Source organism: Sphingobacterium sp. DR205, assembly GCF_011064245.1.
In the GTDB taxonomy this organism is placed as follows: Bacteria; Bacteroidota; Bacteroidia; order Sphingobacteriales; family Sphingobacteriaceae; genus Sphingobacterium; species Sphingobacterium athyrii.
Genome location: NZ_CP049333.1, coordinates 1858257 through 1875291 on the forward strand (window position 1 = coordinate 1858257; position 17035 = coordinate 1875291).

The following is a 17035-nucleotide window of genomic DNA, read 5'->3' on the forward strand; positions in this document are numbered from 1 at the left end:
AGATGTACAAGCTAGCCAACGTTCATGATTTTCAGCATTTCTGCATTGACAAGGTTCACATCAAATTTCTCTTTGGCGAATTTTCGACCATTGATACCATATGAGATAATATCTCGGGTATTATTTATGAAGTGTTCCATTTTGGAAGCAAGCGCTGGAATATTTTTTACCGGAACCAAAAAACCATTAGTACAGGAAGGTGAAACATTTACAGTTTCACGACATCCAACAGAATCGCTGGTAATGATGGCCCTTCCCATGGCCATGCCTTCTAGGATACATCTGGGAACACCTTCTCCATAATACGAAGGGAGTACAACGATGGATGAATTTTTTATATACGGTCTTACGTCATCCACTTGCCCAATATATTCCAAGGTATCTTCGGATTGGATTTTGAAATACAGTTCTTTGTTAATGGAGTCAATGTTATCATCAAAAGAACCAATAAGCCTGAATTTTATATCCGGGTATTTGGATCTGATGGTTTTCGCGGCTTCAAAAAACTCATTTACACCTTTTGCATTGATAAGGCGAGCTATCATTAGAAAGCTGATATTAGTAGTTTCTGGTTCAGAATAATCATAATGGCCCAAATCCACACCAGAACCATTTACTACAAATGCCTGATGTTTAATTCCGATTATACCTGATTCTATTAATTTATTAAAATCATCTCGGTTCTGAAAAATGATTCTGACCCTCCGGTTTTCCATCAGGCTGAACTTAAGCAGTGTTTTGGTTATCAGGCTTACTACACTTTTTTTAGAACCATTATCGGTGAAATTATACCCCAGTCCGGTTAACATCGGAGTTATACAATCTATTCCACAAAGCTTTGCTATAATAGTTCCATAGATTACAGGTTTAAATGTGTAGGGAAAGAAAATATCCGGTCTTAGTTTCCTGATAACCTTGTATAATTGAATCATGTATGTAAGATCGGAGAGGATCGATACATTACTTCCGTTCAGATGATTTTCAAAAACAGTTACTCCAAGATTCTTTAGCTTTTCTTGAACATGCTGTTGTGAAATTTTTGGGGTATAAACAAACACCTCATTCTTCTTGATAAGTTCTTCAATGAGTTTACCCCTAAAATCAAGTAATGTACGCGGAGAATCGCACGCTATCAATACTTTTTTTCTATTTTCTGCCATAATAGTGGAATTAAAAAGAATTATACATGAACCAAAAGGCCACCTGACTTACAGTCAGATGGCCTTGCAATTAAATGTTTTAACTTACTTCTGTTGATTATAAAGTTGCGCCAGCACCTTTCATCACAATAGATGGAACATTTGCTGCAGCACTAAGTACTGATCTATATTCGTAAGTAGGTACCCAATTTGAAGGGGCCGTAGTAATTTTGTTTTTTCCAGAGTTATCAAATATATTGGTATTTTCACCGCTGATAACACCTGCTACAGGACTAAGTTCTGTTCTGATCGGAAGCGTAGTGTTTTTGAAATAACTATTTTCCACTCTTACAATTGCTCCCATAAGAGAGCTAACAAATCCTGCATTGTCATAATAGTTATTGAAAGTATGAACAGTTCCATATCTTACATTCGGACAACGTTCTGAAACATTATAGAAATAGTTGTTATGTACAGTAACACGAAGTTTACCAACAGATTCAGGTTCGTTATAACTAAAACCGATCAGCATAGCTTTATGGTTCTCGTACAGCTTATTCCATGATAATGTAACGTAATCAGCACCAGTTCCTACGTCCAACAATCCATCATAGTAATCCCAGTCGCTTACCCGTTCTGATGAAAGGTCACAGTGATCTACCCACACGTGGTGTGCACCACCTTTGATAATTATATTTGAATATGTTTTAACTTTGCTGATTGTCATATTCCGGATAATGATATTGCTCTTCCCGTAGATAAACAAACTTGCACCAATCAGTTTAGATCCGTTAAGGCCCAGAATCGTTTTATTAGATTGTACTCTAAGTAATCCAGATCCTGTAATTGTACCAGAAACTTGTATAATTAATGGTGCCGAGGATGAAACAGCACTTTGAAGCGCTGAAAAAGTTGACACAGTTACCGTCTGACCGCCTGCACCTCCTGTTGTTTTACCATTTACAGAAGCATATCCGATAGGTTCATTAGTAGATACTGGTGTACCGGTTGGCGGAACTACTGGAGGTATTGTAATGCTTTGATCGCCTACAGTATAGGTGTATTTCTTACGATTGGTTCTCGGATCTGAGTTATCAGAAGCCGAAAGAAACAAGAAGCCCGATTTATGACTGAAACGACCTTTACCTAAGTTTCTGATTTCCTGGTGTACAGAGTGCGAAGGGCCTATTTCAACACCATTTTCAAATACTCTTACAGTTGATGCAGTTGGCTTATCATTTGTGTCGCTTATTAAATTGGCGTCCATCGGAATTCGTACCGAAAATCCGCCATCGGAAATACCTTTTGAAACATTTACTGTGAATACAGAAGTTGAAGTTGTTGAAACAACACTTTGTAAATCCACATCGTTAGGCGCATCAATTGTTAGATTTTCTACCCCTTCTTTTTGACATTGACTAAAGGTAAAAATTGTAAACAGTAGTGAGCTAAATACTAGCACTTTTGTAATTAATTTTGTTTTCTTCTGCATGAATTTGTGTTTTAAATTTACATCTTGGGCGCAAACCTAAAGGATTTGTAAATTAAAACACAATGCAGATAATGAAGTAGTTATCTAACTTAATTTTGAATGTTTTTTCGTTAAGTCTTGATATTTAGTTAGTTGTGGTTTTTCAAATTTTTGTTTTCAAGTAAAATTATTCAAGTTGTTAAAAAACCTTATGTTACAGTATTATGACAAACCATTTGCGGTTTGTATAATTTTTGTCTGATTTTGATAAGGCGCTGTATAATAGGTGTTATACCAGTTTACAAAATTTTTCACCCCTGTTCCCACACTTGTTATTGGTTGATAATGAAGTTTATTGGTTAAATCATTAATGTCAGCAGAAGTTTCGGCAACATCTCCGGCTTGCATAGGCAAAAAAGCTTTATTGGCTTTAATTCCAGTATGTTTTTCGATTTCATTAATAAAATTTAGCAAACTTACCGGTTCTCCTCTTCCAATGTTATAAATAACGTAAGGTACTTTTGAAGTGGCAGGATCAGGGCTTTTCGCATTCCAATTTGGATTTGCTTGTGCGGGAGTATCAATTACTCGAACTATGCCTTCGACAATATCGTCAATATAAGTAAAATCTCTACTCATCTCACCGCTATTGAAAACTTCTATTTCTTCACCTTCCATTATTGCTTTAGTAAAAATATACAAAGCCATGTCTGGTCTACCCCAAGGACCGTAAACTGTAAAAAATCTTAAACCTGTCGTTGGCAAATTGAACAAATAGCTATAGGCATGAGCCATTAATTCATTACTTTTCTTAGATGCAGCATATAGTGAAACGGGATGATTTACGCTTTCATGTGTAGAAAAAGGCATTACCTTATTTAATCCATACACACTTGATGAGCTGGCATAAAGTAAGTGTTTAATTTTAAAATTTCTACAGCACTCTAAAACATTCAAAAAACCTTTTATATTAGTCTCTACATAAACTTCAGGATTTGTGATACTGTATCTTACACCTGCTTGTGCAGCAAGGTTGCAAACAGCATCAAACTGAAAAGTTTCAAAACAAGTCGCTAAACTTTCACTATCACAAATATCCAATTTAATAAAAGTATAGCTTGGATATTTAGTACTTATCCTACTTATACCATATTCTAGTTCTGTCACATCTATTCCTGTTTCTATAAGTCTATCGTGTTTTAAGTTGACATCATAGTAATCATTGATGTTATCTATACCTACTACTGTATCACCTCTTTCTAACAAACGTTTGGCTAAATGGAAGCCAATAAATCCGGCCGTGCCTGTGACTAAAATTTTCATAAGATATAAGTTTATAGATGAATTATAGATTGTTTGAGTCTTTTTATTAAAAGTTATAAGCTATTTACCCGGTGCAACTCTTCCAGAATGGAACTAATAAATAGCTCAGGACTGCGATCTTTGAGGTAGTCTTGCCTGCTATCGTTTTTCTGGCTGGGATAATCAGCGAGCGCAAACCCTATAGCTGATGTTAAAGAGTTGATATTATTGGGTTCAACTTTAAGAATAGAAGGTATTTTTTCAATGCCGCCGGCGCAAAGGGTTGAAACAACGGAGTCATTTACTGCCATCATTTCAAGCAAAACATTTGGAAATCCTTCTTTAATTGATGAGACAACACATAGTTTTGCTTTTTTATAATATGGTATTGGATTATCGACATGCCCCATTAGGATTACTCGATCTTGTAGACCGGTGTCTTTTATTAAAGTATTGAGATTTTTCCTTTCTTTGCCTTCTCCTAGTATCAATAACTTTAGGTTCTCATGCTGTTGTGCAATTTTTTCAAATGCATGGATTAGTATTGAAAAGCCCTTTTCAGGAATTAACCTGCCGGCTGAGCAAATAAATTCTGAATCTGTCAGACTTTCATCTATAGAGGCTTCTGCTTTTCTTAATATATGATTTAGGTCAATCGGATTTTCTATTATTACAGCCTTATCGTTTGGGATAAATTTATTTTGGGCTAATAGCTGATTACGCATAATTCCCGTTTGGCAGACGATTAAATTAACGGCTGGATAACCTAATTTATAAGCTATCTGATAGCTTAATTTTTTGAGACCTGTAAAACGGGTAAATACCGAAGTACATTCACGGACAATCAGGTTTGATTTTAGGTACCCAACGCGTTTGAGCAGGCCTAAATATGAATTTAGGTAAGGATTTGTGCTTATGACCGTGTAATCTTTTCTGTAAGGGTACAGCTCTTTAACAAGTTTTAAAAAGCCGATCAACATCGCCCCTTTAGTTAAATGCTTTACCTCCTGTTTTTTTGGTATGAAAAGGCGAGAATCAAATACATGTTTCAGAAATATTAATGGACTGTTTGTTACACCTGCTGCCATACACAGGATATTTTCTGCTCCACCTGCAGTATCAGACATTGATACAAATAATAATCTATTTGAAATCGTATCCATCCTTTGAAAATAATCACATTTTTCAGCTAACATTATGCGCCAATATTTAGTAAAGAACTTTTTTTAATAATCTATGTACGGGAGTAATGGGAGAATGTGTTCTTCTCTTTCCATCTACAACAATCAAATTGTCTCCAAAGCTGATATTATGCATACCTTCCAAATAAGGGGCTTCCGGTAATAATTCAAAATCAGGATCTGATTTAAATGAATGTTCAGAAAGTTCAGAAATCTTATTAATAATTATGGATCCTCCGTAACGGATTTCCAGATTCTGAGTTGGGCGGTAAAGTTGCCCGTTTACTATAAATAAGTTTCCGGCACTTCTGCAATTTTTTGAACTTACCGGAATGGGGTTTAATGCATGTGGTTTAAATTCCTCCTCTAATGAATCTGAATAGTATATGTATAGATTATTTAACATGCCATCTATATTGGTAAATAGCCAATGTTTTCCCTTGTAGTAGATAATCGAAGTATCTACATAGCGTGGCCCCACTAGCAAAACCCTTTTCTTCTTCAACTCGGTCGAGTTTTCATGATCCAGCTGATACAGACTTACTTCACCTGCATCTGCTGTTTCTGGAATGCAATAAAAATTTGACTTTTCTTCAAAAATGTATGGGTATGAAAAGTGTATCCCTTTTGGTGTAAGGCCAGATATCCTTTGTTTAGTGCTAAAATTAAAATTTTTAATTCTTGAAATTTTGCCTTTAATTTTCCAAAAGTTAAGCTCCTCATAGTAGATGAAAAGACTGGAATTAATTTTGACAACAAAGGGGTCTGCCGAATAATGGGCTTCATCCTCCTCCAGCCATACTACTTTTCCATTAAATCTTTTTCTCCGGATTAAATCTGCAGCAGATTGTTTAACAAATCCTATATTCCATTTGTCTGCACCAAAATACCTGTCAATTACGTTTTTCATGTTTTCATCAAGATTAAATAACAAGAATTTCATTATCCAAACCTGATTATGCAAATTCTTAAAAGGTTCTGTTTATTTAGTATTTATGTTTAGATCACAAGGTATACATCTACATGTTTCTTACACGAAGTTCCTATATGGTAGTGCTGTTTAAATGAATTCAGGCTATTTTCTTTTATCTTTTGTTTATCTGGATAGAAAACGGCTCTTTTTATCGTTTGATAATATGAATCCACACTATTATCATTGCTCAAGAAGCCGGTGTCCTCATTCTTAATCATATCTTTAACACCACCGGCCTTAGTACAAATCGATATACATCCAACTGATAATGCCTCAATTAAGGATATAGGCATCCCTTCATAAAAGCTTGATAAGCAGAAAAAGTCTGCCATACTTAGAAAATCAGCGATATTTTCTTTTCCTCCAAGAAACTCAACGTAAGGGTCGTCTTTTATCATTGAATAAAGATGATGATATAAGGATTCATCACGAACATCACCGATTATTAATAGTTTGCATTTTTTCTCTTCATTTGCATTAAACTTTTGTACAGCTTCAATTAATAGCTGCTGGTTTTTCACTTTCATAATCCTTCCCACATGAATTAAAAGGAAAGAGTTTATATTTTCTTTATATCTTTTAATAAGTACAGGATATTCATCAGTCAGAGTTAAAAATGGACGACCATTTTCAATTACAATAACATTATCCAAACCATAATATTTCTTAAATGATTTGCCCCCATCATTTGAAACTGCGACAGGAATTACCTTATTCTTCTTGTAAAGAGTTTTACGAAATGCCTTAATTAAAAAATTCGGACATTCGGCTTCGGCTGTTGAATGGATGGTGTGAAAAAACTTGCAATTACCACTCATAAATCTATACAAAAGCAAATACTCAAAAGCATTTAAGTGCGTGTGAACTACATCCGCTTTTTGCTTAACCAGCCAACTGGTCAATTTAAAAAGTACCCGGAAATTTAGACCTTTGCCCTTGTGTAGGGATAAATAACTTATCTTCTCACTGATTTCATTAAGAAAAGTTGTATCAGCATCATTATCACAAAGAGAAATTAAATATATTTGATACTGATCATTCTTTGCCAACTCATTACATAAGTCGACAACAAAGCGCTCTGCTCCACCTCTTCTAAGTGCGCCTATAATGTGAACTATTTTCATTTTGTTGATGAGTTTTAGAATCGTATTAATTGACTGCTTTATCCAATCGCAATTTTTTTTAAAGTCAGAAATATGATTTTCAGATCAATCCATAAATCATGATTATTGATGTATTTCAGATTTTGTGTGATTTTTAATGGGATTATTTCTTCTATATAGAAATGCTCCGGATCATTGGATTTTTCCAAAAGTTCGCATTCGTCAGAAAATTCAATTGATGCCCAATCGGTAATTCCCGGTTTAACGGAGAGTACCCTAATTTGCTCCTCGTTATAAAGATTTACATATTTACGAACCTCAGGGCGGGGACCAACAAAACTCATATGGCCTTTTAATATATTTAATAACTGAGGTAATTCATCCAGTTTATATTTTCTTAACCAATATCCAATTTTTGTGATACGAGTATCGTGATTACCTATGGTAAGTAGTTGTTGGTCTTTCGGATGCACATACATTGTTCTGAATTTGAACAGCGGAAAATCTTCCACGTTCTTTCCCACCCTGATCTGACGATAGAATATTCCTCCATTCGAATCTAGAAGTATTAGTATAGCAATTACTACAAAAACCGGACTAAGTACAATTAGGCCAAATGAGGCTAATAAAATATCAAATATGCGTTTGGTGTCCATGTCCAAAAATTCTTGTTGAAACGATTGCTTTTCTTGTTTTCTTATTTTTATCTATAGCCTCTGCCTGTGCTGGTTTGTTTACTTGAATTTGTACGGTGGCAATTACCGATTCAATAATAAATTGTATTTCGGCATCTGAAAGCTGAGGGTAAATAGGCAAAGAAATTTCACATGAGTATTGCTTATAGGCGACGGGATAATCTTCTATATGATACCCAAGGTTTTTAAAATAAGTAAGCATAGGCATCGGTATAAAATGTACGTTGGCGGCTACACCTAGTTGGGCCAAATCATCTATTATCCGATCCCGCTGTGCTTCGGTAATACCCATTATTCGTAGTGGAAACAAATGGTGGGAAGATTCTCTCTCATCATCCCGCAAAGGTGGCTTTATAAACCAATCCATTTGCTCCAAGCCCTTACAATATTTTGAAGCTATTTCTTTACGCTTAGGCAATAACTCATTCGTGTATTTTTTTATTTGTGCCAAACCAATAGCAGCACATATATCTGGCATATTAATTTTTAACCCTTGAAATAATATATCATAACGCCAACCACCACCTTTTGATTTGGCCAAGGCATCTTTGTTTTGTCCATTAAGTGTATATATCTTTAGATATTCATATTCTGTCATTGCATTAAAACTGCGAGGAAGATTTAAACAAATACAGCCCCCTTCAGCTGTAGTGATATTTTTTACTGCATGAAATGAAAATATAGCTATATCGCTCATTTTAGCCGAAGACAAACCGTTATACGTTGCACCGATAGAATGTGCTGCATCTGCGATCAATAAGATACGTCCTAAAAGTTGTTGTTTCTCAGACTCTGCTGTAAACATATTATTCACCTCCGATTCCAGAATAATAGCTTTTAGTTCAACATAATTACATGGCCATCCTGCAATGTCTACAGCTATAATAGCTTTTGTTTTCGCAGTTATGGCTTTTCTGACTTTTTCAGGATCTATACAAAAATCATCGTTGATATCTACCATTACAGGAATAGCACCACAATGCAAAACACTTAAAGCGGTTGCACAATAAGTGTAAGCTGGTATAATTACTTCATCACCCTCTTTAATCCCAAACCATTTTAACATCAGTATTGCTCCGGATGTCCAGGAATTCACACAAACTGCTGCATCAGAATTGGTAAGTTTAACTATTTCTTGCTCGAAAGATTTAACTTTAGGTCCGGTTGTAATCCACTTATCTTGAAGTGTTTGTATTACTTGATCAATAACCGATTGATCAATAAACGGAGGTGAAAATGGAATATTCATAATTCTAAAATTTAAGGTGGTTAAATGTCTGTTTCAGTAAAAGAAAGGACATTGATTATGCATTATGCAATATCAAATCTTTCCATTTTGGCAGAATGTTTTCTATAGAATTTATTTGAGTTATTAACTGCGCATTGCTAGCAACTTTTACTCTAAGGCTTTCATCGGCTAATAAATTATCCATTGCGGAAGTAAGTTGACCAGTATTATTTGCCTCTATTAAAATTCCATTTGCTTCATTTTCTATTATTTCTGATGGGCCAAACTCACAATCCATTGCAATACAAGGACAGCCAAAACTCATCGCTTCTATTAAAGCATTTGGGTATCCTTCATTTCTGGATGGTAGAACAAACAATTCGGCTTGATTATAATAATCCTGCAGATTATCTTTTGGTCCAATTAGTTTAGCCCGTTTTTGCATACCCAATTTTTCAATTTGGTTGGATAGGTTTTCATATTCACTTCCGCCACCAACAATTAATAAATCAACGTCATCAGCTTTAATTTTACTATAGGCCTCAATTAGTTGGTCAAATCCCTTAATATAGGAAAGACGACCAACTCCTAAGATGAACTTCCTGGTGTTTACCGGTTTAACAGAGGGCGATTTAAATACATTTAAAGGATTTCGGATAATTTTAAAATTATTTAATCTTTTAAAAGATTTATGGTTTCTAATGCAGTCCTCTATTCCTTTGGCTGGTATAACTATAGCCTTAGATTTTTTATATATGATATAGGAAATTCTTTTTAAAAAAAAGTTGAATGAATTAATCGTATGATCAGGGGTAGTTCGTTCCGAAACTATAAAGGGTGTTTTAATTAAAGAGCAAGCTAAACCGGTCCATAAATTTGCTGTGGTCATAAAAGAAATAACACAAGTTGGCTTTTCTTTAATAATCAAATTAGACAATCGTAGAAATATTAATAATGCATATTTAATACGGTTAAAAATATTTTCCTTCTCCCTCTTTTCTAATAAATTAATCATCTTGACATGAGATGAAATTTGATAACCTGGTTCGGCTTCATTGAGACAAACAACAAAAACGCTCAATCCTTGTTTACTAAATTCATTTGCCAATATAGATAACACTCTTTCTGCCCCTCCACTATGAAGGTTATTAATAACAAAAAATAACTTATTTTTCATATGTGTTTAATCTGTCTTTTATCTGTTATTAACTTGTTCCGAGTTACCGGAATGGAATACACACGCGGGCTTTGCTAACCATGAGTGTTTCATAGTTGACAAGTATCTGGAAAACTTCAATGATCAAAATATTTAATGGGGCAATACCAACGATTAAAAGCATTAAAAAAAGCCATACATGCCTAAAACAATGCTTTTCTTTTTTAGTTAAAGAAGAAGTAAAGGGTATTATTATTCGGTGCTAAAGGTATTTATTGGGTGCCAAATTTTTTATAAAATCCAAATTCTTGATACCACTTTGACAATATATATATTCTCCAAATAAAAGATGAATAGTCATGCTTTCCTTCTAAATGCTTTTTAAAAATATCTTTAAACCTGGGTACATTTAAGATAGGAATCTGACGTAAAAAATCGTCTGTTAGATTTTCTTCAAATTCACTACGCAGTTCATTTCTTATCCAGCCGGCTAAAGGCACAGCAAATCCTCTTTTGGGTTGGTCAAATACTTCTTCAGGAATGTATTCTTTCAGAATATCCTTTAATATTTTTTTTCTTCGGCCTTTTTCGTAACGAAATGATATAGGAAGTGTTCTTGCAAACTCAATGATATTATAGTCAAGAAATGGGCTTCTTACTTCTACTGAATGAGCCATACTGGCACGATCTACTTTTACATTACTATCGTTCTCTAACCACAATTTAATATTTAAATCAGCTGTTGCCTGTAACAAATCTTTCGACCATATTTTATAGCCATTATAGTGGGACAACCAATTAAAGTTTCTCTTCTTTAGAAGAGAGTCATATCCAACAAATATACCTGCAATGAAATCATATTTTGAAGCAGCGTTGAGTATTCCTTTATAGGAAAGTGCTCGGGCACCCAGGAAATTAAAACTTAATACGCTGGCGGCCATTTTTCTCAAAAAATAGGGTACAAACGTAATTTTATCTGCGTAAGGCACTAATCTAAAATGGTTGTATCCAAAGAAACTTTCATCCCCCCCATCTCCAGACAAGACCATGGTAACAGATTGCTTCGTTATTTTATTCAACAGTAAAGAAGGCAATGCAGAGCTATCTGCAAAAGGTTCATCGAACACTTTTACTAATTGGGGGATCATTTCTAAAATATCTGTTGCTTTACAAATTGTTTCTGTATGTTCAGAACCTATAATTTTTGCATATTCTGCAGCGATCTTGCTTTCATCATATTCCGGATCCTCAAAGCCTATCGAAAATGTTTTGATAGGATCCTTTGAAACCGTTGAAGCAATACTGGATATTAGAGCAGAATCTATTCCTCCGGAGAGAAATGATCCAAAAGGCACATCTGCTTGCAATCTTATTTTTACGGCATCTTTTAACAGATTGTGCAACTTCTCTTTGGCCTCATTATAAGATAAGCTCACTTCGGCGACCTCCTTCAGATTCCAGTACTCTTTAACATCGTATTTTTGTCTGTCCAAATCAATCTCCAGATTATTTCCGGGAGGTAATTTATAGACATTTTGATAGATCGTGTATGGGCTGGGGATATAACCGCAGTCCAAATACATCGATATAGCTTCATCGTTTATTTGTTTGTGTTGGCTTATTGGACGTAACTGGCTGCAAATTTCAAGTTCACCGTCCTTCCATGAATAATAAAAGGGTTTTACACCTAAGCGGTCGCGTGAACAAAATATTTTTCTTGATGTGGCATCATATATAGCAAAAGCGAACATTCCGTTTAGTTTCGGCACTAAAGCAGCTCCCCATTCTTTATAACCTTTTAATAACACCTCCGTATCGCTGGTTGTATCAAAAGTATACCCTAGAGCTATTAAATCTGTTTTTATCTCCTGAAAGTTATAAATTTCACCATTGAACACTATAACAAGGTCTTCAAATGTCATAGGTTGATGTGAACGAACATTTAAATCTAAAATGGATAGTCGTAAATGTCCAAAAGTCAAATCAAATACTTTTTGAATCCCTAAATAGTCCGGTCCACGGAATTGTATAGATTCCAGTTTTAATTTTACGGCCTCCTCTTCAATAGGAATATTGGTTAAATAAATTCCACACATACTAAAATGCATTTATATTTAGATGCTCAACCTGATAGTTCTTGACTTGGTGAAGATCTAAATGTTTCTTTTCAGATACTTTCTTACCCAGATCTATTTGAATATACAGCCACATCGAAACAAATAATACCAGGTTATTTTCAAAATAATTATGATTGGTAAGCATGTACATTACTAAAGAAAATGAAACCAGAAAAATTACCGGATTATCATGAAACATTCTTATGCCATTAATTAAAAAAGACCCATATATCCATAGAAAATAGAGAAGGACAAAAAAGCCAGCTTCACCAATAACCATTAAAAAAGTGTTGTGTACACCATTTTTTACGGTGTAAGTATTGTATTCAGGTCCAAAAATTTCTCCGCTAAAGGAATGGTATCCATTACCCAAGATTGGATTGTTTAAAATTTGATTATAATAATGGGACCAGGTTTCTGTTCTCGATTCTTCTTTTAAATCATCATTTACTTTTCCTTCAAGTATTCCTGAAAATGCATGCATTCTTTTCGTACTTAAATCCAGTTTATCTCCAAATGAAAGAAACAGGCCAAATAAAACAATACCTACTAGTATTTTATATACATTTTTATAATTGATTAGCAAAGATATCAAATTGACTAATATCCAGATAAATAAGAAAGTCCTGGAGAAAGTAAGAAAGCCGGCCATTGAAAATAGTAATTGGCCAATGATTTTTAATTTTTTGTTATTTATTGAAAAACTTAGAGAATAACCTAATATACAAGCATAGCCAGCTGCATTAGGGTTAATATAATACCCTCTATATCTGCCACCAATACCTTCAATAAAAATAGATTCAAAAATTATACTTAAACATCCTAGTAAAAGCACTATATATATATCTTCCTTTGTGGTATCGCTTACAACACTTGCTCCCATAACTATGACAATAAAATATTTAATAAGCGTTACTAAATAACCATCGTCATTTTGTGCACTGACTATTATCGATATCAAAAAGAATAAAAGACCGAATACGATAAATGGAACTATTGGCTTCTTATTCTCACTTAAAAAATAGTAAACGATTATGAGAAGGAAGGTGCTGTAGCTTAAAAGCTGGCCAATTGCGGCATTAGCTTTAACCAAGAAATAACTCGGAAGATTGCAGAAAACTAAGAATAAAATAATAATCTTAAGATATTTCATATCGGAAATTATTTAATGTATAATTATATTTTCTAACCGCTTACAATATGGTTTTTATTGTACTAAAAGCATTTTGTAGACTGTGATCTCTAACTTCAAATAGGAAATATTTTTTAAGATAATAGAGAAGCAACTTGATTTTTTGAACGCGGGAATATTTGAAAATTTCAATAATCAAGTACAAATCGTCAAGTGTTTTTTGTTTTAAACTTTTTGCTTTTAACATGCTCCAGATGCCTCCTGGATGTTTTCTATAGCAGCACATTATTTCGGGTAAAACATAGATTTTCTTTCCGGAAGTAAATGTTAAATAAAGTTTAAGAAATCTGTCTGGGGCATTAAATTTAAAGAACCAATCTGTTGAGTAAATTTCTCTAATTTCGGGCGTATTTCTGAAAAGAATTGTATTGAGTACTGTTTCAAAATCATTATCGAATAATATATCCTCAAACGAATAGATTATTGGTTTTGGATTTAAATTCATATAATATATTTCATTATTTTCTTTAATCCTTTTTGAATAATGACAACACATGATATACTCTTGATTTTGTTCTAAAAAATCAACTTGTTTTTGCAGTTTTAAAGGGTCTGTCCAATAATCATCTCCATCGCATTGGGTCAAATATTTACCTTTTACCTCTTTATTCAGTCTCACCGCGTTCTTGTGGACACCCACGTTAGATTCTGAAGTAATTAATTTTATTTTATCAGGATGTTTTAGCACATACTCCTCTACAATTTTTCTGGTATTATCGGTAGAACAATCTTCCCCGATAAGAATCTCAAATTTAAAAGAAGTTTGCTGCATCAAGTAGCCCTCAATAGCCTGTGCTATATACTTCTCATGATTGTAAGTTACACAGCAGATGCTAACCATCACTTCAGTTTCTATACTTTTCATAGCTGGTTTACTTTTTTTCATGACCATTTATGACTTTTTCTATTCGATTGGCAATCAATTCTCCAAAGCCTTTTTGTGTATTGATGGTTTTCACAGGATATTTCTGTGCTCTCAATAATATACGTGAAATCATATCCAGATCGGGGATGGTGAGTGTATCATACAGGGGCAGGCAAACAATTCTCTTTACCACAGAATCGCATACGGGCATTCTTTTACGGCTTACAAACGGTAATGTAGCCAAAGAAGGAAAAAAATACCTTCTGCAATATACACCTGCCAATTCAAGTTTGACAATACAATCATGCATCAGTTCTTCTGAATCAAACAGAATCGGACAGTAGGCGTAATTGTAATCGGGAGCAGAATCAATGAACTGAAATTTAACTTTTAACTTTTTCAGGTTCTCTCGGTAATGCAGAGACAAAGATCTTCTCTTTTCCAGAATGGCATCAATATGTCCCAGGTTACACAACCCCATAGCTGCATGAAATTCTGAGTTTTTCGCATTAATGCCTGCCAGCGCAATGGTGTCCGGGCCGCTATATCCGAAATTACGTATAAATGCCATTTTCTCTAACAACTCTGGTTTTTTAGTGAAAACAGCTCCTCCTTCTATGGTATGAAACAATTTAGTTGCGTGAAAGCTTGTGATACTAATATCTCCATACGCAAAGACTGACCTGTTCTTATATTTTGTTCCGAAACAATGGGCTGCATCATATATCACCTTTAAACCATATTTATCAGCAATATTTTGTATTGCATCAATATCACATGGGTTGCCATACACATGGGTTGCCAAAATCGCGGAAGTTCTAGGGGTAATTGCTGCTTCGATTTTACCTGGATCAATATTGAACGTATCCGGATCGATATCCACATATACTGGTTTGCAGCCCTGCCATAAAATACTATTCGTTGTAGCAACAAAAGAGAATGGGGTTGTAATAATTTCTCCCTTCAATTCCAATGCTCTGATAGCCATCTGGAGAGCAATAGTACCATTGGATACATATAATAAATAATCCACATTTAGGTACTGCTTGAGTTTAAGTTCCAAATCATTAACTAGAGGGCCATTATTGGTTAACCATTGGCGGTCCCAAATGCTTTTTACATAGTTTTCAAATTCCTCTATTTTAGGAAGAAAAGGCTTAGTTACTGGTATCATCTTTTTAGTATTAATTGTTTAAAATCTTTTATTGCTGTAAGGTTTATAAGATTGCTGATACTTAAATAAGTAAGAGCGTAAAACAGAGCACTTATGATAATCCGTGTCAAATTGTTAATATTAAAAGAATCCACTAAGAAAGAATCAAGAAGATAAGTTGAAATACCAATAAAGACAGCTAAGATTATGGTGGGTAAAATGTCGAATATCTGTTCTTTGACCGGATAGTTAATCATCTTTCCGCTATAGATTGTGTTGATGTAAAATCCAATAAAATTAAAGGATAATTGAAAATATAACAGACCATAAATACCAAATGGTATTACACTCAAAATGCCTATTACACTTAGTGCTTTTTTTATAACCTCCAGTTTTAAAAACAAATCGCTCCGGCCTTTTACCTTTAAAATATTTAAATTATACGCATGAAGGGGCTGCATTACACCTGCAATGCAAAGTATTTGAAAATAAGGTACTGCTGGCAACCATTTATCGGTTAATAAAAAACTAAAAAGAGGCTGAGCTGCTACACTCATAAAAATCAATATGGGAGCATTCCAAAAAATAACCTGTTGCATCACTTTTTTGTTTACCCTTTTCAATTGCACATTATTATGGGATATTTCTGAAAACATCGGATAGGTAACTTTATTGACAGCTGCTGAAATATTTGCTGTTGGTAGCTGACTGATAGAATCGGCCCGGGAATAATATCCTAGTTGAGTAGCAGAGTAAAATTTACCTATAATCAGTGTATATATATTCTGGTAAAGGGTGTCAAGTATTCCCGATAGGGTCATTTTATAACCAAAATCAAAATGACGGTTAAAACTTGTTTTATCAAATATCAAAGCAGGACGCCAGTCTGAATATATCCAATGAAGTATGGTAGATAAAAATGTAGTAAATAAACTCATCCATACCAGACTCCAAACGCCATATCCGGTTTTAGCCAAAATAATTCCTAAAATTCCCCCTGCTAAAGATGAAGGAATTTGTATGTTTGTTTGTGTTTTAAACCTCATCTCTTTTATAAGACAGGTGTTTTGTACACCAAAGAAAGCATTTAAAATAAATATCAGACTATAAACACGAATGATAGTTGTAAGGACTTGCTGATGGTAAAACGATGAAATAAGAGGGGCGCAAAAAAATAATATAAAATAAATTATTGTGCTCCCTATCAAATTAAAATAAAAAACGGTAGAAAAATCTTTTTGATCTGCATCGGCCGTTCGTATAAGCGAAGAAGTAAGGCCACTGTCTAGTAATGTATTTCCGATGGATATAAATACCGATAACATAGCTATTAACCCAAATTCTGCCGGGGTTAAAATGCGGGCAAGCACTATGGTTATAAAAAAACTAATTAGTTTAGAACCAAATTGCTGACCTACTGCCCATATTACGCCAGAGATGGTCTTTTCCTTTAAAGTCAT

At 34.2% G+C, this 17035-nt stretch carries 14 protein-coding genes; all 14 read right to left on the reverse strand.

Features of this window, described 5'->3' with window-relative positions:
- Positions 1–11: 11 nt before the first annotated feature.
- The 14 genes from G6053_RS07825 to G6053_RS07890 all read right to left on the reverse strand — a co-directional run bounded on the left by G6053_RS07825 (position 12) and on the right by G6053_RS07890 (position 17035).
- The gene (locus G6053_RS07825; RefSeq protein ID WP_165306069.1) at positions 12–1160 is read right to left on the reverse strand and encodes a glycosyltransferase family 4 protein; all 1149 of its coding nucleotides are present in this window, start codon (positions 1158–1160) and stop codon (positions 12–14) included.
- 97 nt (positions 1161–1257) lie between these two features.
- Positions 1258–2631, reverse strand: coding sequence for a pectate lyase (locus G6053_RS07830; protein ID WP_165306070.1), 1374 nt, complete (start codon positions 2629–2631; stop codon positions 1258–1260).
- A 201-nt stretch (positions 2632–2832) separates the two neighbouring features.
- Positions 2833–3933 (reverse strand): NAD-dependent epimerase, encoded by a 1101-nt coding sequence (locus G6053_RS07835; RefSeq protein WP_165306071.1) that lies wholly within the window; start codon positions 3931–3933, stop codon positions 2833–2835.
- A 53-nt stretch (positions 3934–3986) separates the two neighbouring features.
- A complete protein-coding gene (locus tag G6053_RS07840) occupies positions 3987–5108 on the reverse strand; it encodes a glycosyltransferase (protein ID WP_165306072.1) in 1122 nt (373 codons plus the stop codon).
- A gap of 13 nt (positions 5109–5121) precedes the next feature.
- Positions 5122–6036 (reverse strand): hypothetical protein, encoded by a 915-nt coding sequence (locus G6053_RS07845; RefSeq protein WP_206531889.1) that lies wholly within the window; start codon positions 6034–6036, stop codon positions 5122–5124.
- Positions 6037–6092: 56 nt separating this feature from the next.
- Complete coding sequence (locus G6053_RS07850) at positions 6093–7190, reverse strand: glycosyltransferase family 4 protein (protein ID WP_165306074.1); 1098 nt, start codon at positions 7188–7190, stop codon at positions 6093–6095.
- Positions 7191–7228: 38 nt separating this feature from the next.
- Complete coding sequence (locus G6053_RS07855) at positions 7229–7825, reverse strand: sugar transferase (protein WP_165306075.1); 597 nt, start codon at positions 7823–7825, stop codon at positions 7229–7231.
- Complete coding sequence (locus G6053_RS07860) at positions 7803–9113, reverse strand: DegT/DnrJ/EryC1/StrS family aminotransferase (RefSeq protein ID WP_165306076.1); 1311 nt, start codon at positions 9111–9113, stop codon at positions 7803–7805. The genes G6053_RS07855 and G6053_RS07860 overlap by 23 nt, the downstream gene beginning before the upstream one ends.
- Positions 9114–9168: 55 nt before the next feature.
- On the reverse strand, positions 9169–10269 hold the full coding sequence (locus tag G6053_RS07865) for a glycosyltransferase (RefSeq protein WP_165306077.1): 1101 nt from the start codon (positions 10267–10269) through the stop codon (positions 9169–9171).
- A 251-nt stretch (positions 10270–10520) separates the two neighbouring features.
- On the reverse strand, positions 10521–12344 hold the full coding sequence (asnB, locus tag G6053_RS07870) for an asparagine synthase (glutamine-hydrolyzing) (RefSeq protein WP_165309576.1): 1824 nt from the start codon (positions 12342–12344) through the stop codon (positions 10521–10523).
- Position 12345: 1 nt separating this feature from the next.
- Entirely contained in the window at positions 12346–13518 is a 1173-nt protein-coding gene (locus G6053_RS07875; protein WP_165306078.1) for an O-antigen ligase family protein, read from the reverse strand.
- 40 nt (positions 13519–13558) lie between these two features.
- Positions 13559–14422, reverse strand: coding sequence for a glycosyltransferase (locus G6053_RS07880; RefSeq protein WP_241254948.1), 864 nt, complete (start codon positions 14420–14422; stop codon positions 13559–13561).
- A 7-nt stretch (positions 14423–14429) separates the two neighbouring features.
- Positions 14430–15596: a DegT/DnrJ/EryC1/StrS family aminotransferase gene (locus G6053_RS07885; RefSeq protein WP_165306079.1), complete on the reverse strand. Its 1167-nt coding sequence runs from the start codon at positions 15594–15596 to the stop codon at positions 14430–14432.
- Positions 15593–17035 carry a lipopolysaccharide biosynthesis protein gene (locus tag G6053_RS07890; RefSeq protein WP_165306080.1) on the reverse strand — a complete coding sequence of 481 codons (1443 nt, stop codon included), beginning with the start codon at positions 17033–17035 and terminating at the stop codon, positions 15593–15595. The genes G6053_RS07885 and G6053_RS07890 overlap by 4 nt, the downstream gene beginning before the upstream one ends.

What these genes read in the sequence shown, in the direction of transcription:
- G6053_RS07825 (WP_165306069.1), bottom strand. Translation starts at nt 1,160, where the DNA reads ATGGCAGAAAATAGAAAAAAAGTATTGATAGCGTGCGATTCTCCGCGT.
- G6053_RS07830 (WP_165306070.1), bottom strand. Translation starts at nt 2,631, where the DNA reads ATGCAGAAGAAAACAAAATTAATTACAAAAGTGCTAGTATTTAGCTCA.
- G6053_RS07835 (WP_165306071.1), bottom strand. Translation starts at nt 3,933, where the DNA reads ATGAAAATTTTAGTCACAGGCACGGCCGGATTTATTGGCTTCCATTTA.
- G6053_RS07840 (WP_165306072.1), bottom strand. Translation starts at nt 5,108, where the DNA reads ATGTTAGCTGAAAAATGTGATTATTTTCAAAGGATGGATACGATTTCA.
- G6053_RS07845 (WP_206531889.1), bottom strand. Translation starts at nt 6,036, where the DNA reads ATGAAATTCTTGTTATTTAATCTTGATGAAAACATGAAAAACGTAATT.
- G6053_RS07850 (WP_165306074.1), bottom strand. Translation starts at nt 7,190, where the DNA reads ATGAAAATAGTTCACATTATAGGCGCACTTAGAAGAGGTGGAGCAGAG.
- G6053_RS07855 (WP_165306075.1), bottom strand. Translation starts at nt 7,825, where the DNA reads ATGGACACCAAACGCATATTTGATATTTTATTAGCCTCATTTGGCCTA.
- G6053_RS07860 (WP_165306076.1), bottom strand. Translation starts at nt 9,113, where the DNA reads ATGAATATTCCATTTTCACCTCCGTTTATTGATCAATCGGTTATTGAT.
- G6053_RS07865 (WP_165306077.1), bottom strand. Translation starts at nt 10,269, where the DNA reads ATGAAAAATAAGTTATTTTTTGTTATTAATAACCTTCATAGTGGAGGG.
- asnB (WP_165309576.1), bottom strand. Translation starts at nt 12,344, where the DNA reads ATGTGTGGAATTTATTTAACCAATATTCCTATTGAAGAGGAGGCCGTA.
- G6053_RS07875 (WP_165306078.1), bottom strand. Translation starts at nt 13,518, where the DNA reads ATGAAATATCTTAAGATTATTATTTTATTCTTAGTTTTCTGCAATCTT.
- G6053_RS07880 (WP_241254948.1), bottom strand. Translation starts at nt 14,422, where the DNA reads ATGAAAAGTATAGAAACTGAAGTGATGGTTAGCATCTGCTGTGTAACT.
- G6053_RS07885 (WP_165306079.1), bottom strand. Translation starts at nt 15,596, where the DNA reads ATGATACCAGTAACTAAGCCTTTTCTTCCTAAAATAGAGGAATTTGAA.
- G6053_RS07890 (WP_165306080.1), bottom strand. Translation starts at nt 17,035, where the DNA reads ATGACTTTAAAGGAAAAGACCATCTCTGGCGTAATATGGGCAGTAGGT.